Below are 26,646 nucleotides of genomic sequence, written 5' to 3'. Positions count from 1 at the left end.
CGTTCGTTTTTACTTCGGCTGCATCCGGATCGCGCCGTCCAGGCGGATCACTTCGCCGTTGAGCATCGGGTTGTCGAAGATGTGCTTAACGAGCATGGCGTACTCGTTGGGTTTGCCGAGCCGCGACGGAAACGGCACCATCGCGCCGAGCGCATCCTGCACTTCCTGTGGCATGCCGAGCAGCATCGGCGTTTCGAAGATACCCGGCGCTATGGTCATCACACGAATGCCGTTACGTGACAGATCACGCGCGATAGGCAAGGTCATGCCGACCACGCCGCCCTTCGAAGCCGCATACGCTGCTTGTCCGATCTGGCCGTCGTAGGCCGCAACCGACGCCGTGCTCACAATCACGCCGCGCTCGCCGGCCGCGTTCGGTTCGTTCTTCGACATGGCCGCAGCCGAAAGCCGGATCATGTTGAACGTGCCGATCAGGTTCACGCCAATGGTCTTCGAGAATATATCGAGTGAATGCGGACCATCCTTGCCGACGGTTTTCGCAGCCGGCGCAATGCCCGCGCAATTCACGAGTCCGCGCAGGCTGCCGAGCTGGATCGCAGCGTCCACGGCGCGCTGGCCATCTTCCTCGCGGCTCACGTCGCACTTCACAAACACACCGCCGAGTTCCTTCGCGAGCTTCTCGCCGCCGGTTTCGTTCATGTCCGCAATGACGACCTTGCCGCCATGATCGCGGATCAGTTGCGCCGTGGCCGCGCCCAGGCCCGATGCGCCGCCGGTGACGAGGAAAACGTTGTCCTGGATATCCATGCTGTGCTCCTCAATGATGGTGATGTGCCAAGAGATCGATAAAAGCAAAAACCCGCTCGGCCAATGAAGCACGAGCGGGTTTCAGAAGGCGTGCTTGCGGCGCCGGGCGCTGGGATCAGGTCAGTGCGTCGAACACGCGCTGACGGATTTCGTCGACCGTGCCGAGGCCCGAGATACGCCGGTATTCCGGCGCCTTCAAACCGTTGTTGTCGCCGTGCTTCGACCAGTTGTTGTAGTAATCGATCAGCGGCTTGGTTTGCGCTACGTACACGTCCAGGCGCTTTTTCACGGTCTCTTCCTTGTCGTCGTCGCGCTGAATGAGCGGCTCGCCGGTCACGTCGTCAAGGCCTTCCCGCTTCGGCGGATTGAACTTGACGTGATACGTGCGCCCGGACGCCGCGTGCGAGCGCCGTCCGCTCATGCGCTCAATGATGTCCGCGAAAGGCACGTCGATCTCAAGCACATAGTCGATGGCGACAGCCGCCTGCTTCATGGCGTCGGCCTGGGGAAGCGTGCGCGGGAAACCGTCGAACAGATAGCCATTCGCGCAGTCCGGTTCCTGCAGTCGTTCTTTCACGAGGTTGATGATGAGCGCGTCCGGCACGAGTTCGCCGGCGTCCATGAAGCGCTTGGCTTCCACGCCCAGCGGCGACCCGGCTTTCACGGCGGCGCGCAGCATGTCGCCCGTGGAGATTTGCGGAATGCCGAACTTTTCCTTGATGAAGGTGGCCTGGGTGCCCTTGCCGGCGCCGGGAGCGCCCAACAGGATCAAACGCATGGTGATATCTCCGAATCGAATAGAAACCGCTCACGCAGCGAGGCTTATTTGGCGTCCGGCCGCTATTGACGCAATGCCCGGGAGAAGCCCGAAACGAGGCGCGACGAGCCGAATTCGAGAGACGGCGCGGCACCAGTCGACATGGGCGCTCGGGAGCAAAGGCGCTGACCGGAAGGCTCGCGCTACCGGCCGATTATGCCATGCATCGTCACAATGGCGACCCGAAAAAAGGCCGCAAAGGCTTGTTATGCAGGGCGTGGCGGGGTTAACGCGAGTTGCCCGGAACGGCTTAGGCGCGTTAGGACGAAGCCGGAAACAGCGCGCGCACGCGGGCCAGATCGGCGGGGGTATCGACGCCTGGCGGCGGTGCATCCGTTGTTGTCAGCACGGCAATGCGCTCGCCGTGCCAGAGCGCGCGAAGCTGTTCGAGCGCTTCCGCCTCTTCTATGGGCGCCACGCTCAGTGCGGGATAAGCCCGCAGGAACTTCGCGCGGTACGCGTACAGGCCGATGTGCCGCAGGACGTTGGACGGAATCGGAGGGCGCGATGCCAGCGCGGCCACGTTAGGCCAGTCCTTCTGCCATGCATCGCGCGACCAGGGAATCGGCGCACGCGAAAAATAGAGCGCGACACTTTTTGAATCCAGCACGACTTTCACGACGTTTGGATTGAATACGTCAGCAGGATCGTGGATGGGATGCGCCGCCGTCGCGATGGCGCACGACGGATGCGCCGCCAGATGCGCCGCCACGTTGCGCACGAGCGCCGGGTCGATCAGCGGTTCGTCGCCTTGCACGTTGACCACGATGGTCTCGTCGCTCCAGCCGAAGTGCGTGGCGACTTCGGCGAGACGGTCCGTGCCGTTCGGATGATCGGCGCGCGTGAGGAGCACATCGAAGCCATGTTCCTTTGCGACCGCGACGACACGCGGCGAATCCGTTGCGATCAGCACTTGCAGCGCGCCCGACAAACGCGCGCGCTCGGCGACGCGCACGACCATCGGCTTTCCGCCGATATCCGCCAGCGGCTTGTCCGGCAGCCGCGTGGATGCAAGCCGCGCGGGCACCACGGCAATGAAGGGCGGCACGACCGGCGTGTGGGCGTTCATTGTGCGATCAGTTCCCGCTGACCGGTTTCAACGGATCGACGGGCGTGCCTTCCACCGTCTGGCGCGCTTCGTCGGGCAGCATGATGGGAATGCCGTCGCGAATGGGATAGGCGAGTTTGTCGACGTTGCAGATGAGTTCCTGCGCCGCGCGGTCATACGTGAGCTGGGTCTTGCAAATCGGGCAGACAAGGATTTCAAGCAGGCGTGCGTCCACGAAGTTTCTCCACAACTAATGCGATGAGGCGGGGTTTGAGCACGGCTTCCACTGGGACGACCCAGATGCGCGCGTCACGCCAGGCCCCGAATTTTACTGCATCCTTCTCGGTGATCAGGATCGAATCCGCTTCGATGCCGGCAAACGGGTTGTCGTGGTAATCGTAATGATCGGGGAACGCGCGGGTCGCAAGCGTCAGGCCTTCCGCCCGCAGCGACGCGAAGAACCGTTCCGGCGATCCAATGCCCGCCGCCGCCACGATCCGCTCGCCCTTGAACGCGGCGAGAGGGCGGCGTACAGCGGGGTCATCGAGCAGCCATGCGTCGCTGGTCGCGAGGTCGAGCGAAAACGTGTTGGGCCACGGCGGCAGCGCGCGATCGTATGGGCTGTTGATGAGCGTGGCGTCACGCCGCCGCGACATGGATTCACGCATCGGCCCGGCCGGCAGCAAAAACCCGTTGCCGCCCAGACGGTCGTCGAAAACCACGAGTTCGAAGCTGCGCGCGAGACGGTAATGCTGCAGGCCGTCGTCGCTCACGATCACATCCACCGATGGATACGCTTTCAACAACGCCCGCGCGGCGGCGACGCGATCCGGCGACACCATGACCGGCGCGTGGGTGCGGCGGGCGATGAGCAGGGGTTCGTCGCCGACTTCGGTCGGTTTGCTTTCGGGCGTGACGCGCGTTGCTTCGTGGATCTTCGCGCCGTAGCCGCGCGAGACGACGCCCGGCTGAAAGCCGGCGGCGCGAAGCGCTTCCACGAGCGCGATCACGGTCGGCGTCTTGCCGGTGCCGCCCACGGTCACGTTGCCGACCACCACGACCGGCACGCCCGGGTCGACTTGCTTGATCCAGCCGAGCGCAAAAACCGCGCGTCGAATGGCGGCGATCAGGCCGAATACGCAGGCAAACGGCGTCAGCGACCACGCCACCCAGCCGCGCCGGCGCCATTCGCGGGCAAGGAAATTTTCAATCGGCGGTTTGAAATCAGACACGGCGTTCCTCGCCCTCGTTCGATAGAAAAGCGCAGGACTGGATTGGCCGGTGCTTAAAGCATGACGATAATGCCGAGGGTAACGGCCAGCACCTTTGCATCGGGGCGGTTCTCCAAAATGGGGGGCGGACGGAAAGCGGTCGACGGTCGATGCTCGATGCTCGAACCCGGCACTCTAGCGCGGTGCCGCGAGCGACGCCAGTCGAAGGCCGGAATCAAGCGGCGCAGTTTTACACGGAACATCCTGTGGATAACTCTGTGAACAAGTCGGCGTTCATCGCCCGGAAATCGGCATCGGGCCGCGCTTGTTTCGGTTAAAAGTCAGTGAAAACGTGAAAATATTATAAAAAACAATAGCTTAAATATCATTCATGCTGGATTCACAATCCTATGGCATTGCTTTCGATACCGTGTGCATTGTGGACACTTGCTACACTTCGGCGGCCGATTGGCTATCCGTTCACTGTCGCGCCACCGCAATCAACCGACCCTTTCCTTTGATGAGCCCCGATCCTTTCTCACCTTCCGGACAATCCACCGGCGCCCCCGGCGCGGAAGCCGTGATCCCCGTTTCGGCACTGAATCGCGCGATCGGTTCTATGCTCGAGCGCTCGTTTCCGCTGGTCTGGGTATCGGGCGAGGTCTCGAATTTTACGAAAGCGGCGAGCGGCCACTGGTATTTCTCGATCAAGGACGCGCAGGCGCAAATGCGATGCGTGATGTTTCGCGGACGTGCGCAGTATGCCGAATTCACGCCGCGTGAAGGCGACCGGATCGAAGTGCGCGGCCTTGTCACCATGTACGAACCGCGCGGCGAGTTGCAACTCGGCGTGGAAGCGGTTCGCCGTACCGGACAGGGCCGGTTATATGAAGCGTTTCTGAAGCTGAAAGCCAAGCTCGAAGCCGAAGGCTTGTTCGCCGCTGAACGAAAGCGCACGCTGCCGCAACATCCGCGTGCCATTGGAATCGTGACGTCGTTGCAAGCCGCCGCCTTGCGCGACGTGCTCACCACGCTTTCACGCCGCGCGCCGCACGTGCCGGTGATCGTCTATCCGGCACCCGTGCAGGGCGCCGGGGTGGCCGCGAAACTCGCCGCCATGGTCGACCAGGCGAGCGCACGCCGGGAAGTGGATGTGCTGATCGTATGCCGCGGTGGCGGTTCTATCGAGGACTTGTGGGCCTTTAACGAAGAGGTGCTTGCGCGCGCAATCGCCGAGAGCGCCATGCCCGTTGTCAGCGGCGTTGGCCACGAGACGGATTTCACCATCGCTGATTTCGCCGCCGATGTCCGCGCGCCCACGCCCACGGCAGCGGCCGAACTCGTCAGTCCGCAGCGCGTGTTGCTGCTGCGCGATCTGGATCATCGGCATGCATCGCTGGCGCGCAGTTTTGGCCGGATGATGGAGCGGCGCGCGCAGCAACTCGACTGGCTCGCGCGCCGGCTGGTCAGCCCGGCAGAGCGGCTCGAACGCCAGCGCGTCCACTTGCATCAACTGGCCACGCGGCTTGCTTCCGCTGGAGCGCGTCCGGTGCGCGACGCCCGCGCGCGCTTCGCCCTCGTGCAGATGCGCTGGCAGCGCTGGCGTCCGGATCTTGCCGCTGAGCGCGAACACCTGATGCGTGTCGCGCAGCGCCTGAGCGACTCGCAAGGGCGCAGGCACGAGCGGGCGGCGGCGCGGGTATCGGAACTATCGGCGAGATTGCAGGTGTTGAGCCCGCAGCGCACGCTCGAGCGCGGCTACGCCGCGTTGATTGATTCGCAGTCGGGGCGCGCAGTGCGCTCGCCGAATGCGCTCAAGCCAAAGCGGCCATTAACGGTGCACTTGGCGCAAGGCGCGGCAGATGTTTTGCTCGCCGATGTGCAAGCGCGTTTGTCGGACGAATTCTAGGCGCGGCACGCTCCATGCGCCGCATGAAACTGCCGCTGTGAGCGTGCGTTCCGGCACGTTGCGGCAGCCCGTAGTTTTGACGGGATAGCGTGACTGCTGGAGCATTTTTTACGCCGCTGCTAATGCTTCGTAATCGATAATGCTCATAAAAACCCGCAATTTGCGGGGTTATCCCAACTCGCCTACAATCGAGTGCTGCATTGCTTCACTCCTCACGTCCCCATAATTCAACATAGAAGGAAGCTCGCACCATGGAACATACCCTCCCGCCGTTGCCGTTCGAAAAGAACGCGCTTGCTCCGAACATGTCGGAAGAAACGCTTGAGTATCACTATGGCAAGCATCATCAAACCTATGTGACGAACCTGAACAAGCTGATTCCGGGTACCGAATTCGAAAACCTGTCGCTTGAAGAAATCGTCAAGAAAGCATCGGGCGGCGTGTTCAACAACGCAGCCCAGGTCTGGAACCACACGTTCTTCTGGAACAGCCTGTCGCCCAAGGGTGGCGGCGCTCCGGCCGGCGCGCTCGGCGACGCAATCAACGCCAAGTACGGCTCGTTCGACAAATTCAAGGAAGAGTTCGCGAAGGTTGCGACCGGCACGTTCGGTTCGGGCTGGACGTGGCTTGTGAAGAAGCCGGACGGTTCGCTCGATATCGTCTCGACCAGCAATGCCGCCACGCCGCTTACCACGGATGCGAAGGCGCTGCTGACCATCGACGTGTGGGAACACGCGTATTACATCGACTATCGCAATGCGCGCCCGAAATTCATTGAGGCGTTCTGGAACATTGCGAACTGGGAATTTGCATCGAAGAATTTCGGTGCCTGAAGTCCCATGACAATGAAGTTTGGCAACGGCAAACAAGTCTGGAAAGTGGGCACGATGCCACGCAATAGACTTTGAAAACCGTAGCCAAAAAAAGCCCTCCGTGAGAGGGCTTTTTTGTGTCTGCTTATTGCTTCGTATTTGCCATAGGTTCGGTGGAGACCTGGCACCAGGGAGTGCTGCACGGTGCGGATAAGGCGGTACTAGACACCTGCGCCGTGATGCGGATTTTGCTCGATCACCCCAAACCAGCCCATGCCTTGATAGCTTTCATAGCCAGGCGTCAATGCGTATCCAACAAGCGATCCCTGCGCAGTGCGGTAGGCGCCGGTATTTGTACTACCCTTTCGCAATTCATAGTGCTTCGCATCCCGGGACGCTTGGCCGGAGTCCGCAATGACCCGTCCATTGGCGTCGACAATCATGCAACGCGTGCGCGAGCGTTCCTCGTTACTCAGACGCACGTTGTCCAGCACCGCCGATGCTTGCTTCGTCCAGTCAAAAAAGACCGCAAGAACGCCCGTGATCTTTCCGTTGCTTGCGCCGCCTTCCCTGATCGCAGTCGCGTATGTTGCCGTCTGCGCTCCGTTCAGTTCCGCGACCGTGCCCACGTTCGCGGTGGCATATTCGTCGCCCGAGCGGGTACGGAGCGCGGCGTCGAACCACTCCTCGCCTGCGGCGTTTGCCATCCCCGCGACCGGGAAGTTCGAGGGGCGACCATTCGCGACGACACGACCGTCGAGATCCAGCATCCAGATGTCGAGATAGACCGTGTAGCTGTCGAGTATCACCGACATACGCTTTGATGCATGAGCGGCCGCCTCCGGGCCGCGAGTCACACCGTCAACGATCGCCGCGTCCGTTGCCCACCAGCGTACGTCACATGACCGCTCGTAAAGATTGCGATCGATCACGTCGATCATGTTCAGTGCCAGATCGGTGAGACGTTGCCCCTGTTGCCGTTCCAGCTCTGCCACCATTGTTTCGCTGATGGTCGCGAGTTCAGTGCCGAGTTCGCCAGTAAGATGGCCGATCCGGTGCGAGACGTCCTTCACCTGGTTTGCGACGACTGCGAAGCCACGGCCGGCTTCCCCAGCGCGTGCCGCCTCGATCAGCGCATTGATGGCGAGATAGGTTGCCTCGCGGTTGATCAGATCGATTTCCGCGATCTTGTCCTTGGAAATCCTGCGAACGGCTGTCGTCAACTCGGCGATGACCGTGCCTTTCGACGGTTGACCGTGCTTCGATAAGACTGCAGACATGGCTTGTTTGCTCCGATTGATACGGTGCTGCCAATTGAGATTCACTACCGGCGCGGTAGCGCGCTAAAGGTATTAACGGCGCATTTAGCGAGTGCTTGAGTGCCGGGGGGAAATTCTCTCGGTTTCACAACGCGGAAATTCACCGGGGCGTCACCGCGGAGCACTGGGCTAAACGTCGACTTCACCCTGAAGAGCCAATATCAGACCGCTCAGCGGCCACCGAATGGGCAACGTCCGGTAACTGGCGTGTTGTCATCGGGCAGGCAATACTGCTTCCATTCGCGGTTATGCGGATCGCCATAAAAGCCGATGTCCGGATGCACCGGCATCGCGTCGTACTCCAGCATCCGAGCATGGATCTGCCGGCGGATGTCAGCGGCGATCGGCTTGCCGGTCGCCAAGTCAGTGAACAACTCGCGCGGCTGGAACAGCAGCACGATTCCGCTGCCGACCACACGGCTGCGCCGCTGGCGATAGGTCGGAGCGGTGCCGACAACAAACATCTTGCGGCCACCGAACGAGAATTCCCACAGCGGGTCATCCGGATCGGCGGGCTGCATCGGCACGTTGTCGGCTTCCTGCAACTGCTGCAACAGGGTCCAGAAGCGCCGCAGGAATTCGGCGTGCGACGTGAGCGCAGGGTCCGGCGTGCAGAACATGGCGAGACTATGCCGCCTGAGCTTTGGATCGTGTCCAAGTTCGACAAAGCGCTGCATTGTCGCGCGCGCAGTCTCAGGACGTTCGCCCTCGAACGCGTAGAACATCTCACCGCGCCGCTCGGCCGCCTGGCCGAAGAAGCACGGGTAATCCGGCTGCTCAAGCGTCTTGCGGTAGCTGTGATACGCATCGCGCCACCACGCCGGTAGATCGCCGGCATTCGACGCTTCGATGTTCAGAATGCGTGCGATCCACTGATCGGACGCCGCGTTGGATTGTTCAGCTTCGGGTGAAGTCGCCATAGGCTTGCTCCGGACGAAGTTAGATGTATCGGCAAGGTCGTGCACGCCCGCATGGCGTGCGTGGAAAGTCGGTGGTCGCCGGAGCGTCGCGCAGCCAGTTCTCGCTCATTGGGCTGGCCGGTGGCGCTTGCGCGCGAGCTGGATCATCCGGCGCACGCCGGCCGCATGTTGCTGCCACCAGTTGCCCGTTGCGATGATCGGATCGGCACTCGGATCTCCGGTCTCGCGTGCATCGTGGGTGAAATTCGCGGTGCCGAACAGCATGTCCCACCATGGGAACACCGTGCCGAAATTGCAGCTCTTGCGCCGCGTGATTTCCGGGCAGTGATGCGCGCGATGGAATTGCGGTGAGATCAGAAGCCTCTCGCCCAGCCACCCGTAGCGAGCGCGGGTGTTCGCGTGCGCAAAGCTGCCAACGAAACGAAAGCCGAGAATCACGAACGGAAACTGCAACGCAGGCATTCCGATCGCAATCGCAACGATGAAAAGCCATACGTAAGTGATGATGTCCTCGAGCAGATGCGAACGGTCGTCGGACCAGAAGGTCATCTGCAGCTCTGCGTGATGCAGGGTGTGCAACCCGTACCACCAGCCGAGACGATGCGAGATCCGGTGACGCCAGTAATCGGCACAGTCGAGTATCACGAAACCGGCGAGGAATCCGGCAAGGGGCATTCCCGCGGCATCGGCGATGTGCGTGAGCAAGGACGGCACCGGCCACTCATGTGCGAGAAGCCAGTGATCGACCGCGGCCTTCGCGAGTTCGTACTCGAAGTAAGCCGCGAGCGGGAACAAGACGATCCGGACGATGAACGTGTAGAGGATGTCGGTCGCCATCGGCTGACGCACCGGCCAGTGCAGTAGCGGCCAGCGCCGTTCGAGCGGGGTACAGAACAGATAGCTGAGCGTGACCTGCAGCACGCCGCATCCGGCGAACAGCAGCCACGCCCAGCCAGTCGATCTCTGCACCTCCGATCCAAACAGGCCGGCAATGCACGACACCATCGCATTGGTGCCGGAGCAGGCAAACAACGCAGGCAACACGAGCAAACTCCCTTGCGTTCGAACTGTCGGCCAGTGCCAATGCTCGTGGGCCGGACAGGACGAAACGCCATCCGGCAGCGAGAACCACATACAAAAACGGTCCGACCCCAGCACATGACAAAGACCTTGCATCAAGCACACTATAGTCCGTGTTTCCTGGCAAGCAGGTGACGTGCCGATGACAGCCTTGCCAGAAACGGTGTTCGTGGGAAACCCGTCGGCGAGCATTGAAATCGTGGACAACATGCGTCGGCGCACGTTAATTGTCTGAGGAGAGACGTGGCCCGCAAGGAGGGCTTTTGCGTCAAGCGCGCGTGATCGAGGACCGCCGTTCCGGAGCGTTGCCGCTGCGCGCTCCCTCGTGGGCCTGTTCCTTGCTCTCGCCTTGCAATACCGCGACAGCCTGCTTATCCGCCACTATCGACCATGAGAAACAAACGCGAACCGTTGCCTCCTACTCCACGCATGTCTACCGGGGTGGAGGGGCTCGACAATATCCTCGGCGGTGGCCTGACGCCAAACCGGGTTTATCTGGTCGAGGGGTCGCCCGGAGCCGGCAAGACCACGTTGGCGCTGCAATTCCTGCTTAAGGGCGCCGAGCTGGGCGAGGCGGGGCTGTACATCACGCTGTCGGAAACGCGTTCGGAACTGCTTGCCGTGGCCGATGCCCACGGCTGGGATGTCGACGCCCTCTCCATAGTCGAATTGCTCTCGGACGAAGGGCTGGACCCGGAATACGAGCAGTCCATCCTGCATCCGGCAGAAGTCGAGTTGGGTGAAACGGTCAAGAACGTGATGCAGCAGGTCGAGTCGGTCAAACCTGTGCGGATCGTGCTGGACAGTCTGTCGGAATTGCGGCTGCTTTCGCAAAATACGTTGCGCTACCGCAGGCAGATCCTTGCCCTCAAGCGTTACTTCGCGACGCGGGACTGCACGGTGATCCTGCTCGATGACAACACCTCCGACCCGGGCGATCTCCAGCTTCACAGCATCGCACACGGGGTGATCAGCCTCGATCAGCTCGTGCACGACTACGGCGGCGCGCGCCGCCGGCTGCGCGTGGCGAAGATGCGCGGCCTGAAGTTCCGCGAGGGATTTCACGATTTCACGCTGGAGACGGGCGGTATCGATGTTTATCCGCGTTTGGTCGCGGCCGAGCACCATGTGGAGTTTTCGAGCACGCCGCTGAGCACAGGATCGGAGGGGCTGGACGCCTTGCTGGGCGGCGGACTGATTCCCGGCACGAACACATTGCTGATCGGGCCTTCGGGCGTTGGCAAGACAACGACGGTGGTGTGCTGCCTGATGGCGGCGTTAAAGCGCGGCGAGCGCTGCATCTACTATCTCTTCGATGAAACCCTCCGCACGCTGCTGCTGCGTTCGAAAGCGCTCGGCATGGACCTCGCGCCGTTCCTCGAGAATGGACAGTTGACCTTGCGCCAGATCGATCCGGCGGAGATGTCGCCGGGAGAATTCACCAGCGACGTGCGCGTTGCAGTGGAAGAAGACGGCGTGCGCTACGTGGCCATCGACAGCCTGAACGCCTATTTGCAGGCCATGCCGGGCGAGCGTTATCTGCTGCTTCAGATGCACGAACTGCTCGGCTACCTGAACCAGCGCGGAGTGGCGACCATGCTCGTGCTGGGGCAGCACGGGATTGTGGGCGAGGTGCAAACGGATATCGACATCAGCTATCTCAGCGACGCCATGATCGTGTTCCGCTACTTCGAGCATCAGGGCGAAGTCCTGACTGCGCTCGCGACGGTGAAAAGCCGCGGCAGCGCACATGAGCGCACGATCCGGCAATTCAGGCTCGCCCAGGGCGGCATTGAGGTGAGCGAGGCGCTGCGCGACTTCGATGGCGTGCTCGCAGGCTTGCCTTCGTATCGTGGCAACAGTGCAATGCTTGGGGCTGCCGGCCCGAAGGACGCGTAACCGTGGAGAATCGCGTTCTGATCCTGGCGCCCCGTGGCAGAGATGCTGATGTCATCGGCGAAGTGCTGAGCCGCGACGGCCGCAAATGTCTTGTCTGCCGCGACGCGGCGACGCTCAACAGCGAATTGCGCACGAGCGCGGGCACGGCGCTGATTGCGGAAGAAGCGCTCTCCGACGATGACATGCCACAGCTTTTCCAATGGCTCGAACAGCAGCCGACGTGGTCCGATTTTCCGTTGATCGTGCTCGCCACGAAACGCACGGAACGGCGTCCGAAGCACGCGCTCGAACTGCTTGAAAAGCTCGGGAACGTGGTCGTGCTGGAAAGGCCGCTGCATGCCGAGACGTTGCGGCGCGCGGTGGCTTCGTCGTTGCGGGCGCGGCTGCGGCAGTACGAAGCGCGGCGTCAGCTCGTGGAGCGCGTTGAGTCGCAGGAACGGCTGCACCTCGCGCTGGCGGCCGGCCGCTTGGGATCGTGGGAACTCGATGTCGAGACCGGCGCGTTGCGTTCCACCGAGGCGTTTCGGAAGATATTCGGGTATAAGGGGCCGACGCTGGATTACGCGCAGATCGTTGAATCGATTCATCCCGACGATCGCGAGATGCGCCAGCGTGCATTGGACCGCTCTATAGCAGAGAACACGAATCTCACGATCGAATACCGCGTGATCTGGCCGGACGGATCGGTCCACTGGGTCGAGTCGCGCGGTCATCCCATGCGCACCGTCAACCATGCGACCGGTTGTGTGACGACGCGGATCATCGGCGTGTCGCTTGATGTCACCGACCGGCACGAGGTGAACGAAAAGATTCTCGCAAGCCAGTTGGTGGCCGAGCGCCTGAACAATACGCTGGAAAGCCGGATTGCCGAACGCACGCAGGAACTGGCGTCGGCCAATGACCAGTTGATGAAGGAGATTCACGAACGCTCGAAGGTTCAGGCCGTGCTCGTTCAGGCGCAGAAAATGGAGGCGCTCGGGCAATTGACCGGCGGTATTGCGCACGACTTCAACAACCTGCTGAACGTGATCATGGGCAACGCCGAGCTGATCATGCGCGTGAGCCGCGACGAACGCGTCAACAACATGGCGCAGACGGTCAAGCGCGCGACCGAGCGCGGCGCCAAGCTCACCGGGCAACTGCTCACGTTTTCACGCAGCAGCAATCTGGATCTCAAGGCCATCGATGTCATTTCGATGTTGCATGGCATGCGCGACATGCTGGCGTTATCGCTGGGAACGGGAATTCATTTCGGCACGCGCTTTGACGTGGAAGAAGCCTGGACGGACGCCGACGCCAACCAGCTCGAACTTGCCGTGCTGAACCTTGGGATCAACGCCCGCGACGCCATGCCCGACGGCGGCGTGCTGACCATTCACGTGGACCAGCGTAGCGCGCCGGACGAAACGATGCCGCCCGGGCAGTACGTGGTGATTGGCGTGAGCGATACGGGCACGGGTATCGCGCCGGAACTGCTGTCGCGCGTATTCGATCCGTTCTTCACCACGAAGCCCGTGGGCAAGGGTACGGGGCTAGGCTTGAGCCAGGTGTATGGCATTGCCAGCCAGGCAGGCGGCACGGCGCGGATTCACAGCGAGACGGGCAAGGGCACCACCGTTGAGCTATGGCTGCCGTTGCGCGAGCGGCGCGAAGCGGAAGCCGCCATACCGGAACCCGACGAAGCGCGCTCCGATGGCGACAGACGGATCCTCGTGATCGAAGACGATGTCGACGTGCGCAGCTTCCTTGTCGACTGCCTGAAGATGCTCGGATACACCGTCACGGAAGCGGCGCAGGGCCGCTCGGGACTTGAGCGCCTGCATCACGACAATCCGGACCTGGTGATGGTCGACTTCGCGATGCCCGGCATGAACGGGCTGGAAGTGATCTCCGAGGTGAAGCGCACGCACCCGCGCCTGCCGGTGATCCTGGCGACGGGATACGCGGACGTGGATGTATCGAAGGAGCGGGTGGACGGGTACGCCGTGCTACGCAAGCCGTTTCAGATCGGCGACCTGGCGCGCACTGTGAAGGCCGCGCTCATGAGTTCGCATGCGTGAGTTGACATGCGTGAGTTGCCATGGATGAAGCCGAATGCGTGAGGCTAGCGCCGTTGCGATGTCACGTCCCAGTTGATGTCCACGCACAGCACTTCGAGGCCGCGCGAGGTCGGTGCGGCGATCGACGCTGTCACGCACAGATGCGCTTCGTTGATCGACAAATAGGGCGCGGTCAAATGGACACGATCGGGCGTGCGCAACGCTTCGATGAAATACGGCCTGCGTTCCCAGCTTGCGCCCTCCGAGTGCAGCAAGGGCCTGAAGCGCTTGGCGCGCTGCGATGCGCGCGCCGCCGGCAATACGTTGTCGCCGATCTGGCGGCCGGAGGCATCGAGTAGAAAGCAGCGTGCTGTTTCGTTTAGTTGCAGCAGGCCGCGCGTGGCTTCGACCAGACCCACCCCCTCGATCAATCGCGCCGCCGCGCTTTCCAACGCGCCCACATAGGGCGCCAGCCGTGCGGATTGCGCCCGTTCGCGCGCGGCCACCCGTTCGCGCGACGCGGCCGACAACGCGTCCATCACGCCTTGCGCTGCTTGCGGTTTCACTGCTTCCACGCTCGGACCTGCAAAGTACGCGCCTTGCACGAAATCGACGTTGCATTCGAGCGCGATCAAAGCGTCGCGTTCCGTGCTCAGACCGCCCATCAGCACCAGTTGACCCGATTCATGCAGCAGCGAGACGAGGCCTGGCAACACGCGTTCAATGTGCGAATGCTCGCTTGCTTGCTGCAGGATGCATCGGTCGAGCGTCACGATATCGGGGCGCAGATGCCACACGCGGTCGATATTCGAGTGCTTCACGCCGAAGCCATCGAGTGCGATCAGGAAGCCGGACTTGCGCAACGAGTCGATGATTTCGGCGAAGCGCGTCGTTTCGCCGCCTGCTTGTTCGGGCACTTCCAGCACTACGCGTTGCGGCGGCAGGCCGACATTTTTCAGCGATGCGAGGAGTGCGTCGCCGTAGCTCGTGTCCATCAGGGCGGCTGGATGGAGGCTCAGGAAGAGCCATTCGTCGTGGCTATCGAAGGAAAAGAAGTTGCCCAGGTGCAGCGATTCGGCGAGCCGTCCGAGTTCCAGCAGGTCGCCGCGCCGGGCTGCCTGGGTGAATACCTCGTGCGAAGGAACTTGCCGGCCGGAGTCGTCGCGGGCGCGCAGGGAGGCGTGGTAACCGATGGCGCGCCGGTGTGACACCGAGAATACCGGCTGGAACACGCTGAATACGGTGTATTCGCCGTACAGGACGGTTTGCCGCGAGCCGTCGTCGCCAGCGACGGGGCGCGGCGGTTGGAAGCGGGGAGGGTCGATGTCAACCATGCTCATGGTGTAGTGGCCGGTGTTCGAGAGCAGCTCGATCGGAGGTGGACGTGGTAGGGCGCTGCGCTAGTTTACAGGATAGGGCCCATCGCGGAAGAGCAAGAAATATGCGCATTTGGGGGTAATTTGGGAAATGGGCCGCGGGCGGGGGGCGGGTTTTTGGAGCCTTGGCGGTCGGAGTGAGCGAGTGCACTTTTCTAGTGCGGAAGTGGTTGCTGTCGCACTTGTTCGGGGTTTTTTTGCTGGCGCTTTGAGAGCGGTTTTTTGCGGCCGCGGTTAAGAGTTAATGCCGGGTTGCTGCTTTTTGGGTCTTCGCGCGGTCTGCTTTAGCTGATCTTTTTAGCACCGTTAGCCACTGTCCGTGGCGGGACTTCATTTCTTTTTCCAACGGCGAAAAAGAAATGAAGCAAAGAAAACGCCTTTCAACCGCCAATTCTTAAGTAGACCAAGCGTGCACGGACATCTGCTTGGGACTTCAAAAGAACGCTCAGCGCATAATCCCGGACAGTTGAACCCCTCCCGCTCCGTTTACGGCTACCCACACGCTTCGCCACCAGTGTGAGTAGCCTCAAACAGGAAAGCGCGGCGCACGTCGCGCGCCGGTTTGCGTGCTTGAACACAAACGCGGTGTTTGGCCGTGGCGGTTCTGTGGAGTTGTGTGCTTGCCCGAGAGCGCTAGTGGCGAAGCGTGTGGATGTAGGGGTTCGGAGGGGGAGGGTTTCAGGTGTTGTTGGTTATGGCGTCGAGGGTTCTTTTGAAGTCCCAAGCAGATCTGCGTGCACGCTTGGTCTCATTAAGAATTAGCGGTTGGAAGGCGTTTTCTTTGCTTCGTTTCTTTTCCCCGTTGGAAAAAGAAATGAAGTCCCGCCACGGACAGTGGCTAACAGTGCTAAAAAAATCAGCCAAAACAGAACGCGCGAAAGCCCAAAACGCAGCAACCCCCACCCAATCCCACCCTCAAGCGCCAGCGAAACCTAATGAGCTTCCGAAGGATCCGTCTCCATACTCTTAACGGCTCGAATCTCCGGCGCAAGCTGCGCAAAAATCCACGCTGACGCGGCAGTAATCACGCCCACGCAAAGGAACGTAGCGTGAAAAGCGGGAAGTGAATTCGTCTCAGTGACCTTCGGCAAGATCCCTGTAAATGTCGCAAGAACCGCCCCGGCGATGGTCACGCCAAGACTCATCGAAAGCATCTGCACGAGCGAAAACAGGCTATTGCCGCTGCTAGCGCCTCCCGTACCGAGATCCTTGAGCGTGAGCGTGTTCATCGCGGTGAACTGAATGGAATTCACGCCTCCAAAGAACGCCAACTGTATCAACCGCAACCAAAGCGGTTGCCCGGCGCTCGTGAGCGAAAAACTCGCCATGGTCAACCCGACAAGCACCGTATTCACGACCAGCACGCGCCGATACCCCCGCGCCATGATCAGCTTCGTCACAATGCGCTTGGACACCATCCCCGCTGCGGCCACGGGCAACATCATCAGGCCGGCTTCGAAAGCGGAATAACCCAGGCTGATCTGCAACAGCAAAGGCAATAGATATGGCATCGCGCCGCTGCCGATCCGCGCGAACAGATTCCCCAGCAAGCCAACGCTGAACGTATGGATCTTGAACAGATCGAGCGAAAAGATGGGCTGCGGCACCCGCACCGCATGCAACCCGTAAGCGACAAAGCAAGCAAGGCTCAGCACCAGCAACACAAGCACGATGGCGTGCTGCAAGCCCAGGTCGGCGAGGCCATCGAGCGAAATGGTCAGCGCGACCATGCCAACGGCGAGCAGCAGATAACCGGCAAGATCGAAAGGCGCGGTGGCGGGATTGCGGCTATCGGGCATGAAAAGTCGGGTCGCAACGCAACCGATCACCCCCACGGGCACGTTGATCAGGAAGATCCAGTGCCAGGACGCAATCTGCACGATCCAGCCGCCAAGCGTCGGCCCGATAAGCGGTCCAATCAGCCCGGGAATCGCCACAAACGACAACGCCGATAAATATCGCTCAGCGGGAAACACACGCAACACGGCAAGCCGTCCGACCGGCAGCAACATGGCGCCCCCCACGCCTTGCACCACGCGATAGATCACCAGTTGCATCAGCGTATGGGCGTTCGCGCAGAGCAACGACCCAATGGTGAAGATCAGGATGGCGCTGAAGAACACGTGCCGGGTGCCAAACTTATCGGCGAGCCAGCCTGAAAACGGGATCACGGTCGCCATGGTCAGCGAATACGCAATCACAACGCCCTGCATGCGCAGCGGCGCTTCACCAAGACTGCGCGCCATGGCGGGCAACGCCGTGTTGACAATGGTCGAATCGAGCGTCTGCATGAAGAAGCCAGTGGCGACGAGCCACAGCATGATCGTGAGCGCTTGCGGAGAAGGGGAGGATGCAACGTTCGAGCGGATTGTGACGGGCATGAAGGCGGCCGGCGGAAGGAGTGACGTGATTTTACGTGGATGCGCAAGAGGAGCGGGCAGCGATTTACCGGGCCCCGCAGGTAACGTGCCGCCTGCCTATACCACCCGGACGCCATACAATCGAGACTCGTACGAAGTGAGCATACTAAGTGAGCATCCTGAAAGGAGCCGCCATGAATTTCGCCTTGAATCCGCTTACGGCGCTTTGGCAACTCGCCGGCCGCAATGCCGAAACGCTCAGCCATCTCACGCTGTCCGGCGACGAACGGCAATTGCCGTCGGTGTATCGGGTGAGCGCGCTGGCGTCGGCGAGTATCGGCTCGGCGGCGCTCGCCGCCGCCGATTGCTTCCGGCAGCGCACGGGCCAGATGCAGCATGTCGAACTCGACGCCCGCCGCGCGGCAATTGCGTTTCGCAGCGAACGCTACCTGCGCATCAATGCCGATCCCGCGCCCGAGCTGCGCGATCCGCTGATGGGTTTCTACGAGACCCGCGATGGCCGATGGATCCAGCTTCATACGAACTTCAAGCATCATCGCGATGGCGTGGTAAAGCTGCTCGGCTGCGCGAACGATCACGCCGGCGTGAGCAAGGCGATCCGCGGTTGGGACGGCGCCACGCTCGATGAAGCGCTCGCCAGTGCCGGCCTTTGCGCCGCGCTGATCCGCACGCCGCAAGAATGGGCGATGCTGCCGCAAGCCCGGGCGATCGCGGAAACGCCGCTGCTCGAAATCATGAAGATTGGCGATGCGCCGCCTGAGCCCATTGGCCAACCTGACGAAGGCGATATTCAACGGCCTTTATCCGGCGTTCGCGTGCTGGACCTGAGCCGCATCATCGCGGGGCCGGTGGCGGGGCGCACGCTTGCCGAGCACGGCGCGGACGTCCTCCTGATCAACGGCCCACATCTGCCGAATATTGCGCCTCTTGTCATCGATAACGGCCGTGGCAAGCGCTCCGCCACAATCGATCTGCGCGACGAAACCGGCCGCGAGACGCTGCGCGCGCTGTTAAAGAACGCCGATGTGTTTCTGCAAGGCTATCGTCCCGGCGCGCTTCAGGACAAAGGCTTCGGCCCGGAGGAAGTCGCGAAGGACAGGCCGGGTATTGTGTACGTGACGGTCTCGGCGTATGGACACAAGGGACCGTGGTCACAGCGCCGAGGCTTTGACAGCCTCGTGCAGTCGGCGAGCGGCATTGCGTGGACCGAAGCGCAAGCGGCCGGCCAGACGAATCCGCGCCATTTGCCCTGTCAGGCGCTCGATCACGCGACCGGTTATCTCGCGGCATTCGGCGCGATGACTGCGCTGCAACGCCGCGCAGAGGAAGGCGGAAGCTGGCATGTCCGTGTGTCGCTCGCGGGGACGGGGCGCTGGCTGCAATCGTTGGGATTGATCGAAGACGGGCAGAAGATCCACGATCCGCAAATCGACAACGTTCGCGATGCGCTTCAAACCATCGAATCGCCGTTCGGCTCGCTCACGTGTACGCAGCCGCCAGAACGCATGCCGCTGACGCCGCCGTTCTGGAGCCTGCCGCCGGTGCCCATTGGTACGGACGAGCCGCGCTGGACATAGAAACAGGTTCGATTACTTCCGCAGTTCCGCGACGAAGTCGTAATAGTCGTTGCGGCAGTAGGTATCGGTGAGTTCGATCGGGCGCTGGTCGGCCGTATAACCTACGCGTGTGATCAGCAACAGCGCATCGTGCGGCGCGATCCCCATTTGCGCCGCGATTTCATCGCTTGCATTCACCGCGCGAAAATGCTGCAAGGCGCGCACGATAGACAGATTGCGCTGCTCGAGAAAACTGTAAAGCGAATCGCCGACAGCTTGCGGGTCGGGAATCAGCGCCGCCGGAAAGGTCGAATTCTCCACCGCCATGACAATGCCATCGGCCGTACGCAAGCGCCGCAAGCGTGCAACGGCCGCCGCCGGCGACAATCCAAGCTGGATCACTTCGTCGCGATTCGCGGGTTCGATCACGCGCGAAAGCCACTTCGAGCCGGGCGTGAAACCACGTCGACGCAGCATCTCGCTGAAGCTCGACAGGCGCGAAAGCGGGTCTTCATAACGCGGCGTGATGAATGACCCCGCGCCTTGCGTGCGTCGTATGAGTCCTTGTTCGACCAGCAGCGCAATGGCCTTGCGCGAGGTGATCCGCGATACCCCCAGCGCTTCCGACAGCACCCGCTCCGAAGGCAGCGCTTCGCCAGCGTTCCAGCGGTTATCGTGGATCGCGTTGCCGAGCTTGCGGGCGAGTTGCAGATAAAGCGGCGTGTCACTGTCCGGGTCCGGGCGCAAGTCGCGCCAGCGGTCTTCCGATGTGGAGTTCATAGAGCGCAGGAAGTGAGGACCAAGCGGCGATTCTAAGACAAGCAGCGCAACGGTGGTTTGGTTTCGTTCGCAAGTGCAAACAGTCGGTTGCCATTGATCCAGTGCTTCAGCCCCAGACTTGCCGCTCGCTCAGGCCCATTTCGGCGAGGTCGGCGGCGCGCAGCGCGGTGTCCATCTCGCAGAAGAATTCGTCGAGTTGTGGCGGCGCGACCGCGGTTGCCGAGAGCATGGCGTGCGCTTGCCCACGATGATGGATCTGATGCTGAAAGAGATGGCCGAGCAGCCGCGTGCGCGTTTCGCGCTGCGTGGTGCGCGGGCGTATGAGCGTGACGGGGCGCTCGAGGGTGGTATCGGTGAGATGCTTGGCGTATTCAATCAGCCGATGATCCGCGAGCCGTTGTTCGCGCTGCAGGTCCGCACAGGCCGCGTAGTGTTCTTCCGGCTCGAAGAACGTCGCAATGTCGCCGTTCGGAGGCTTGCCGTGAAGTTCGCGCTCCAGTGCATCGATGTAAAGCCAGTCCACCGTCAGGTTGTGATTGAGCGTCGCCTTGATGGACGGAAAGAACCCCGTTCGGGGCGCGACGAACGCTTCCTGACTTAGTTGCGAACACGCTTTCAACAAACGATGGTTCGCCCACGCGTTGTTATAAGCCATGCTGAGAAAATGGCGGGATAGCGGATTGGACATGAGCTTGGCTCCCGAAGCAGGATCGCCGGAAAATTATGGCATGCCTCGAAGTCCTGCCGGCCAATGCAAAACGTCCGCGTAAGCGGACGTTCTCAACGTGCTTTACCAAATCGCCGAACTCGCCAAAACCTTCAGGCCGTTGCCGCGCCGCCCAGTCCGCGCCCGGTGCGCATATACAGCGCGACCGTCAGCGCCACGCCTGCCGCCGATGCAATCGCCGCAAACAGGTACACGGAACTGAAGCCGAATTCGCCGGCGACATATCCGGCCAGCGGCCCGGTCACGCCCAGCGACAGATCGAGAAACACCGAATACGCCGATAACGCCGCGCCCCGGCTCGCAGGCGGAACAAGTCCGACCGCTTCTACGCCGAGCGCCGGAAAGATCAGCGCGAAACCGAAGCCGGTCAGCGCCGCACCGGCCAGCGCGAAGGCCGGATCGGCGGCGAGCCAGAGCATCAGCAGGCCGACGCACTCGAACGCGAACGAGACAATGGCCACGCGAAAACCGCCAAACATCTTGATGGTGTTGGCGAACAACAGCCGCGCGCCGACGAACATCGTACCGAACACGGTCAGCGAAAGCGCTGCGTTCGGCCAGTTATGCGCGGCGTAAAAGAGCGTGATGAACGTGGCAATGGACCCGAATCCCGCCGATCCCAGCGCGAGCCCCATGCCGTGCGGCAATACGCGAAAGAACACGCTGCGGTACGACATGCGCTCGCCATGAACCACCGGCACGGGCCCCATGCGCGTGGCGAGCCAGTAGCCAAGGCCGCCGAGCGCAATCACGAACGCGCCCAGCGATGCAAATCCGAGCGCGTGCTCCATCGCCACGCCAAGCGGCGCGCCAAGCGCGAGCGCGCCGTAGGTCGCAATACCGTTCCACGAGATCACGCGTCCGCTCTGGCTGGGCCCGACCCGTCCGATACCCCACGTGATCGCGCCCGTTCCGACCAGACTCTCGCCGAAACCGAGCACCAGGCGGCTCACGATCAGCAGCGCGAGACTCACCGGATGCCACTGTTCGGCGAGCGCGGCGCAGAGCAGGAGCACGCCGCTGATCGCGCAGGCGGTCAGTCCGCGCAGCACGGTCTGCTTCGGGCCGATGCTGTCGGCGGCGCGCCCCGCGAGCGGACGCGAAGCGAGGGTCGCGAAGTACTGCACGCTGATCGCCACGCCCGCCATGATCGATCCGTAGCCGAGGTCCAGATGCACGAAACCCGGCAACACCGCGAGCGGAATGCCAATGGTCAGGTAGCAAATGAACGTGAAAACGACGACAGCGACAATTCGCCCGGTAATGGCGAAATCGGCGCGGCGGGACAGCGGAGCTTCGGTGGGCATTGGGGTAAGTGCGGGGTTGATATTGCTGAAGAAGCGTGATTTTCCCACAGGTTTGGCCGAGCCGTATGGTCTGTGCGATATTTCTGCACTCTCTTAATACGCGGAGATCCTTAACCAGCAAGGGATTAGCGGATTTTCGCGGTCCCATTAAAAGTTTGCTGCGGCGCGGAATCGATACCGAAAACGAAATTCCTACCGCTCAATCCGGCGCAGGTTGGCCGGTAAGCTCCTTGGAAACATCGGTCATCAAGGCTTGCAGCCAGGTCAGATCGGTTGGGCGGCTGACATCGGGCAGGGACATCAAATAGCTTTCGATGGGTGGAAACTCGATCGGCGACTCCATCACCACGAGCGGCAACAGCGCTGCATAGTGCAAGGCGAAGCGGCGTGTCGCGGTGAAGATGAGGTCGGATTGCAGCAGCGTTTGCGGCACGAGACCAAAGTAGGGCAGCGTGACCACCACGCGCCGCTTGATGCCGGCGCTCGCCAGGCCAATATCGATGGGATGCCGTTTCGCCCCACTATAAGCGGTCGGCGCGAGGTGCGCGGCAAGCGCGTAACGCGCGGCTGTCAGCGGTTCCCGCGCAAGCGGATGCCCACGCCGCATGAGGCACACGAAGCGATCGGTGAAAAGCGCGCGGCGGGCAAAACGCGGTTCCGGGTTTTCCCAGTTGCCGACAACTAGATCGAAATCGCCGTCGTCCAGCGCGCGTTCGTGATCGAGCGTGGGACTGAGCGATTCGATTTCCAGCCGAGCATTCGGCGCCGCCGTGCGGAATGCGCGGATCATCGTCGGCATGAAAAAGTCGTTCAGATAATCCGGCGCGGCCACACGGAACGTGCGTCGCGAGGTGGCGGGATCGAAGACGCCATGGGGCGTCGCGACGAACTCAACGTCGCGCAGCGCGCGCTGCGTGGCGGGCAGCAGGGACGCGCCATACTCGGTCGGCACCATTCCCTGCTTGCCGCGTACCAGAATTGGGTCGCCCAGAAGGTCGCGCAGACGCCGCAACGCCGTGCTGATGGCCGGCTGAGTCTGGTTTAGTCGCAGCGCGGTTTGCGTGACGCTGCGCTCGGTCAGGAGCGTCTGCAGGACGCGGATCAGCCAGATATCGAGGGAATCGGTCGATGCTGAATCGTCGGGATCGTTCATTGGCGAGGCGCTCGGGCGGGCCCATACGTGAAACATGGCGATGCACGCCGGAGCCGCTACGGTAAGCCCGGCCCGTCCCGCGCGCCATAGCGTGGCCGCTATGCGCGGGATAGGAGCAGTTGCCTGAGCCGCGTTAGATTTGCGGCGCGGTCCTCGGCAGGTTGCTGATGCGCTGTACTTCGGCGCCGTCGAGCCAGTTTGGTGACCGGGCCACGTAGAGCACCATTGGCAAGGTGTCTTCGCCCCAAAACAATTGCTGGTTCACCACGAAGGTCGGCACGCCGAACACGCCAAGTTCGATTGCCCGCTCCACGTTCGCCTGTAGTGTCGCCTTGACATCCTCGAGTTCGATCATTTTCGCGCCGTCGGGCAGACCGACATGGCGGCAGAGATCGTCAAAACCTTCTTCCGTGGATGGATCGCGGCCTTGTTTCCAGATAAACCGGAAAATCTCGCGGATACAGCCAATTTCCCCGCCCGAAGCCACTGCCAGCCGCAGCGCCTTGCTGGAATTGAACGGATGCGACGGCGGCATCTTGAACGGAATACCCAGTTGTTCAGCCCTAAACAGCGCGTACCGGTACATGAAGACGCGCTTGGGCGGGATGGAGCCGGGCATCGGCTGGCCCCAGTGCTTGAGCAGCAGCAGATAATCGATCGGCAGCACCTCGAACGGCATGTTCGGCCACTTTTCATGCTGTTCCAGCAACAGATACGAAAAGGGAGAATTGAAATCGAAAAAAAAGTACGGCTGGCGCGGATCGGTGGAAGGCGAGGCGCTCATCTGAATCTCCCTGGCATGTGGTGCCCTTCACGCGGCACCTGTAATTCAGGTTGCCGTCGTTTCAGCTTTCGATATTACGTGGTGTGCTGAACGCTGTCTGCCTGTGTGTCGCGCGCGGCGCTTTGAACGAGGGTCAAACGCTGCCGTACGAAGCCGATATGTTCCCGCAGCACATAGAACTGGTCGGCATAGGCGAGCGGCATTTTCATCTGATTCACCTTTCCTTCAATGTCGTCCAGACGCTCGATCAAGGCGTCGCGCTGGACGGTGTCCGGGTCGGTCATCGCTTCGCGCTCGATGGCGATCAGCGCGCCATAGATCTTGTAGATGCGCGATCTCACGCGCCACCGGTAAAGTCCCGGCACGAGCCGGAAGCCCGGAATCAGCACCACGATAATCGGCACCAGCAGCACGATCACCCGGTCCGCCAGGCTCGCGATCCAGAACGGCAAGGTTCTATACAGGAAGCCCTTGCCTGATTTGTAGTAACGCTCGGCGTCGTCGCTAATGCGGAATTCGTGCGCGAGCGGCGCGGGGAATTCGTTGGCTGACTGCATCAGATTGGCGCGGCCGTGGACTTCTTTCGCAGCTTCGATCAGGAGGTCGGAAAGCGCCGGGTGCAGGCCGTCCCGGGCAATCAGTTCGGCGGTGGGCGCGATCAGGCGGATACGGTGCGCGGGCAGGTTTTTGGCCAGATCGAAGGCGCCCATCGGCAATTCGAGCACCTTCAGGTAGGGAAAGCGGCGCGCGTAGGCGTCGGCCTGGGTGAAGTCGAAGAAATGGATGCCGGGCGTCCTGTACAGCTTGCCCATGGTCGGCGGCTGCGCCGAATCGCCCGTGAGAAACGCGGCGTCGATAGTGCCGTTCGTTAGCGCGTCAGCGGCGGCGTCGCCCGCGAGCGGCAGCAATTCGGTGTCGCCGCCCGGTTCGATGCCGTTCGCTTTCAAGACCGCCAGCGCGAGCGCCCGGGTGCCGCTGCCTTCGGTGCTGATGGCAAGGCGCTTGCCCTTGAGTTCGGAGAGCCGCGTGAGCGGCGCTCCGCGATAGAACACCGCCAGCGGCACGTACGACACGCTGCCGAGCGAGACGAGGTTCTCGCGTTTGTCGGCCGCGCCCGATGACGCTCCGCCCGGCACGCCGGCGGCGGCAGCCGACATGCCGCCTTGCACGAAACCCACGTCCACGTTCGAATTCGGATCTTCGAGTTTCTGCAGGTTATCGAGCGATCCTTGCGATTCCAGCACGTTCAGCGTGATGCCGTTGCGCGCGAGAATCTTCTTGTATTGCTGGGCGTTGTTCCAGAAGGAACTGCCCTTGGTTCCCGCCGACATGGTCAGCGTGCTGGGCGGCGCGGGCTGGATCAGGCGCACGGCAAGATAGATGGCCGCCGCGCTGACCAGCAGGATTGGACCGAATGACACCGCGAGATCGCGCCAGGAGATGGCGACGAAACGCGCCATGGAAGGCTTGATGCGCCGGGCGCGCGATTTTGGCGGAACGTCCGGAGCGGAAGGTTTCTGGCCGGGAGATTGGATCATTGTCGAGTGCGTTGAAGCGGGGCTTGAAGCGCCACGCCAAACCATTAAAGCCGCGAGTCTTTTAAATACGGAAATAAAAAAGCGGATAAGGAAAAGGGAAAACCCTTATTCACTAAACACAGGGGTTATTCGGTATTCGCGTGAATATCGCCGGGAGAATGCAAGGAGAATGGGCGCACTGCGGATACGACCCAATGCCTGTTTCAGCCGGCCCGAATTGTCGCCGATGGTACATGATCGGAAATCCGGCCGAATCAGGGGCACGCCCTAAGCCGTGTTTATCCAGTATGAATTTTTGTCGCGAGCGTCACGATAAACCCACGGATGCGTGTCTTCTTGTTAAATGCTTTGCGCTTCTTGCAAGGCTGGATTAAATTGACGTTCGCCGCCGCAGAACCAGCGTCCGCGCCGCCCAACCGGCATTTCGGAGCAAACGCTCCGTGCAGAACCGGCAGCGTCGCGCGATGTGCAGCAGCTCGTGTCCTGAGTCAACGGAGTGATATCCGTACAAGAACGGCCGGACATTCGTTTTTTTCGCCAGTCTCTCGCAACACCGTGTCGCCAGCATCGCCGGCTTTACCTGTGTGTATCGACTTTAGAAGGTCGGGATTCATGGGGCGAGCTGCAAGATGTCGTAGCAAGCCGCTGGGTTGATGCGGTCCAAAAGAAGCACAAAGAAGTACAACTTTGCGAAGTCCAAAGCGAAACAAAAGGAGAAACCATGAAAGCAGTCGATATGTTGAAGGCGCTGGGCGTCGTGCTGTGCGTCGCGGTGGCGTCGAGCGCTTATGCTCAATCAAGCGATGCCGCGGCCACCACGGACGCGGCAACCGCCAAGGCTACGGCCAAGACCACCAAGAAGACCGACCGCAAGCTCGGTCTGGATGTGCGTCGTGCGTTGGGCAAGGCGCAGGGCATCGACGTGTCGAACATCTTCGTGCGCGCACGCGGCGGCGCTGTGACCCTGACGGGTTCGGTGCCGGACGGCGCGCAGATTCCGCAAGCCGAAGAAGTCGCGAAGGGCGTCGCCGGCGTGAAGTCGGTGTCGAACAAGCTGTCGCTCGCACCGCAAAACGGTTCGTGATGCAGGTCTGAACCTGCCGCCTTCCGAATGCCGCCGCGTTGCTGTTGGCAACGCGGCGGTTGAAGGGGTTAAGTGGTTCAAAAACGGGCTCCGGCGCTTCATGCGCTGGAGCCCGTTTTTATTTGCCGTCCTGATTTT

Annotated in this window: 23 protein-coding genes; 7 read left to right on the top strand and 16 right to left on the bottom strand. The window is 61.6% G+C overall.

What is annotated here, in order from left to right:
* Positions 1-9: 9 nt before the first annotated feature.
* The 5 genes from ACRWA7_RS30015 to lpxK all read right to left on the bottom strand — a co-directional run bounded on the left by ACRWA7_RS30015 (position 10) and on the right by lpxK (position 3,865).
* A complete protein-coding gene (locus tag ACRWA7_RS30015; RefSeq protein WP_438394223.1) occupies positions 10-768 on the bottom strand; it encodes a 3-hydroxyacyl-CoA dehydrogenase in 759 nt (252 codons plus the stop codon).
* A gap of 115 nt (positions 769-883) precedes the next feature.
* Positions 884-1,546, bottom strand: coding sequence for an adenylate kinase (adk, locus tag ACRWA7_RS30010; RefSeq protein ID WP_060858059.1), 663 nt, complete (start codon positions 1,544-1,546; stop codon positions 884-886).
* 298 nt (positions 1,547-1,844) lie between these two features.
* Entirely contained in the window at positions 1,845-2,654 is an 810-nt protein-coding gene (kdsB, locus tag ACRWA7_RS30005) for a 3-deoxy-manno-octulosonate cytidylyltransferase (RefSeq protein WP_438394220.1), read from the bottom strand.
* A 7-nt stretch (positions 2,655-2,661) separates the two neighbouring features.
* Positions 2,662-2,868, bottom strand: a complete 207-nt coding sequence (locus ACRWA7_RS30000) for a Trm112 family protein (RefSeq protein ID WP_060858061.1) — start codon at positions 2,866-2,868, stop codon at positions 2,662-2,664.
* The gene (gene lpxK, locus ACRWA7_RS29995) at positions 2,849-3,865 is read right to left on the bottom strand and encodes a tetraacyldisaccharide 4'-kinase (RefSeq protein WP_438394218.1); all 1,017 of its coding nucleotides are present in this window, start codon (positions 3,863-3,865) and stop codon (positions 2,849-2,851) included. The genes ACRWA7_RS30000 and lpxK overlap by 20 nt, the downstream gene beginning before the upstream one ends.
* A 499-nt stretch (positions 3,866-4,364) precedes the next feature.
* On the opposite strand from lpxK, the gene xseA reads away from it, so the two are divergent.
* Both xseA and sodB read left to right on the top strand, forming a co-directional pair.
* A complete protein-coding gene (gene xseA / locus ACRWA7_RS29990; RefSeq protein WP_438394215.1) occupies positions 4,365-5,753 on the top strand; it encodes an exodeoxyribonuclease VII large subunit in 1,389 nt (462 codons plus the stop codon).
* A 251-nt stretch (positions 5,754-6,004) separates the two neighbouring features.
* Positions 6,005-6,586, top strand: coding sequence for a superoxide dismutase [Fe] (sodB, locus tag ACRWA7_RS29985; RefSeq protein ID WP_060858063.1), 582 nt, complete (start codon positions 6,005-6,007; stop codon positions 6,584-6,586).
* A gap of 200 nt (positions 6,587-6,786) precedes the next feature.
* On the opposite strand, the gene ACRWA7_RS29980 is transcribed toward sodB, so the two are convergent.
* The 3 genes from ACRWA7_RS29980 to ACRWA7_RS29970 form a co-directional block, all read right to left on the bottom strand.
* Positions 6,787-7,845, bottom strand: a complete 1,059-nt coding sequence (locus tag ACRWA7_RS29980; RefSeq protein ID WP_438394212.1) for a methyl-accepting chemotaxis protein — start codon at positions 7,843-7,845, stop codon at positions 6,787-6,789.
* A gap of 209 nt (positions 7,846-8,054) precedes the next feature.
* A complete protein-coding gene (locus tag ACRWA7_RS29975; RefSeq protein WP_438394209.1) occupies positions 8,055-8,804 on the bottom strand; it encodes a YqcI/YcgG family protein in 750 nt (249 codons plus the stop codon).
* A gap of 105 nt (positions 8,805-8,909) precedes the next feature.
* Positions 8,910-9,848 carry a sterol desaturase family protein gene (locus ACRWA7_RS29970; RefSeq protein ID WP_438394208.1) on the bottom strand — a complete coding sequence of 313 codons (939 nt, stop codon included), beginning with the start codon at positions 9,846-9,848 and terminating at the stop codon, positions 8,910-8,912.
* 426 nt (positions 9,849-10,274) lie between these two features.
* Between ACRWA7_RS29970 and ACRWA7_RS29965 the strand changes: the two genes are divergently transcribed.
* Together ACRWA7_RS29965 and ACRWA7_RS29960 are read left to right on the top strand one after the other, a co-directional pair.
* Complete coding sequence (locus ACRWA7_RS29965; protein ID WP_060858067.1) at positions 10,275-11,783, top strand: ATPase domain-containing protein; 1,509 nt, start codon at positions 10,275-10,277, stop codon at positions 11,781-11,783.
* Positions 11,784-11,785: 2 nt separating this feature from the next.
* Entirely contained in the window at positions 11,786-13,843 is a 2,058-nt protein-coding gene (locus ACRWA7_RS29960) for a response regulator (protein WP_438394206.1), read from the top strand.
* Between the two features lie 44 nt (positions 13,844-13,887).
* Here the strand turns inward: ACRWA7_RS29960 and ACRWA7_RS29955 are convergent, their stop codons facing one another.
* Complete coding sequence (locus ACRWA7_RS29955; RefSeq protein WP_060858069.1) at positions 13,888-15,162, bottom strand: EAL domain-containing protein; 1,275 nt, start codon at positions 15,160-15,162, stop codon at positions 13,888-13,890.
* 968 nt (positions 15,163-16,130) lie between these two features.
* Positions 16,131-17,579 carry a multidrug transporter subunit MdtD gene (gene mdtD / locus ACRWA7_RS29950; RefSeq protein WP_075643363.1) on the bottom strand — a complete coding sequence of 483 codons (1,449 nt, stop codon included), beginning with the start codon at positions 17,577-17,579 and terminating at the stop codon, positions 16,131-16,133.
* 173 nt (positions 17,580-17,752) lie between these two features.
* Between mdtD and ACRWA7_RS29945 the strand changes: the two genes are divergently transcribed.
* Positions 17,753-19,156, top strand: a complete 1,404-nt coding sequence (locus tag ACRWA7_RS29945) for a CoA transferase (RefSeq protein WP_438394203.1) — start codon at positions 17,753-17,755, stop codon at positions 19,154-19,156.
* A gap of 12 nt (positions 19,157-19,168) precedes the next feature.
* On the opposite strand, the gene ACRWA7_RS29940 is transcribed toward ACRWA7_RS29945, so the two are convergent.
* The 6 genes from ACRWA7_RS29940 to ACRWA7_RS29915 all read right to left on the bottom strand — a co-directional run bounded on the left by ACRWA7_RS29940 (position 19,169) and on the right by ACRWA7_RS29915 (position 25,424).
* Complete coding sequence (locus ACRWA7_RS29940; RefSeq protein WP_060858466.1) at positions 19,169-19,915, bottom strand: GntR family transcriptional regulator; 747 nt, start codon at positions 19,913-19,915, stop codon at positions 19,169-19,171.
* 106 nt (positions 19,916-20,021) lie between these two features.
* Positions 20,022-20,603 carry a DinB family protein gene (locus ACRWA7_RS29935; protein WP_438394201.1) on the bottom strand — a complete coding sequence of 194 codons (582 nt, stop codon included), beginning with the start codon at positions 20,601-20,603 and terminating at the stop codon, positions 20,022-20,024.
* A gap of 131 nt (positions 20,604-20,734) precedes the next feature.
* Positions 20,735-21,949: an MFS transporter gene (locus tag ACRWA7_RS29930; RefSeq protein ID WP_438394199.1), complete on the bottom strand. Its 1,215-nt coding sequence runs from the start codon at positions 21,947-21,949 to the stop codon at positions 20,735-20,737.
* 199 nt (positions 21,950-22,148) lie between these two features.
* Positions 22,149-23,102: a LysR family transcriptional regulator gene (locus tag ACRWA7_RS29925; RefSeq protein WP_438394198.1), complete on the bottom strand. Its 954-nt coding sequence runs from the start codon at positions 23,100-23,102 to the stop codon at positions 22,149-22,151.
* Between the two features lie 133 nt (positions 23,103-23,235).
* Entirely contained in the window at positions 23,236-23,886 is a 651-nt protein-coding gene (locus tag ACRWA7_RS29920; protein WP_438394196.1) for a 2-hydroxychromene-2-carboxylate isomerase, read from the bottom strand.
* 74 nt (positions 23,887-23,960) lie between these two features.
* Positions 23,961-25,424 (bottom strand): TAXI family TRAP transporter solute-binding subunit, encoded by a 1,464-nt coding sequence (locus ACRWA7_RS29915; RefSeq protein WP_438394195.1) that lies wholly within the window; start codon positions 25,422-25,424, stop codon positions 23,961-23,963.
* Here ACRWA7_RS29915 and ACRWA7_RS29910 point away from each other — a divergent pair.
* Both ACRWA7_RS29910 and ACRWA7_RS29905 read left to right on the top strand, forming a co-directional pair.
* The gene (locus tag ACRWA7_RS29910; protein WP_438396874.1) at positions 25,345-25,695 is read left to right on the top strand and encodes a hypothetical protein; all 351 of its coding nucleotides are present in this window, start codon (positions 25,345-25,347) and stop codon (positions 25,693-25,695) included. The genes ACRWA7_RS29915 and ACRWA7_RS29910 overlap by 80 nt on opposite strands.
* 450 nt (positions 25,696-26,145) lie before the next feature.
* Positions 26,146-26,508 (top strand): BON domain-containing protein, encoded by a 363-nt coding sequence (locus ACRWA7_RS29905; protein ID WP_060858460.1) that lies wholly within the window; start codon positions 26,146-26,148, stop codon positions 26,506-26,508.
* Positions 26,509-26,646 lie beyond the last annotated feature (138 nt).

The organism is Caballeronia sp. DA-9, assembly GCF_051615025.1.
Lineage (GTDB): Bacteria > Pseudomonadota > Gammaproteobacteria > Burkholderiales > Burkholderiaceae > Caballeronia > Caballeronia sordidicola.
The sequence above is the reverse complement of the archived record's forward strand: the minus strand, read 5'-3'. Positions and strand labels throughout refer to the sequence as shown.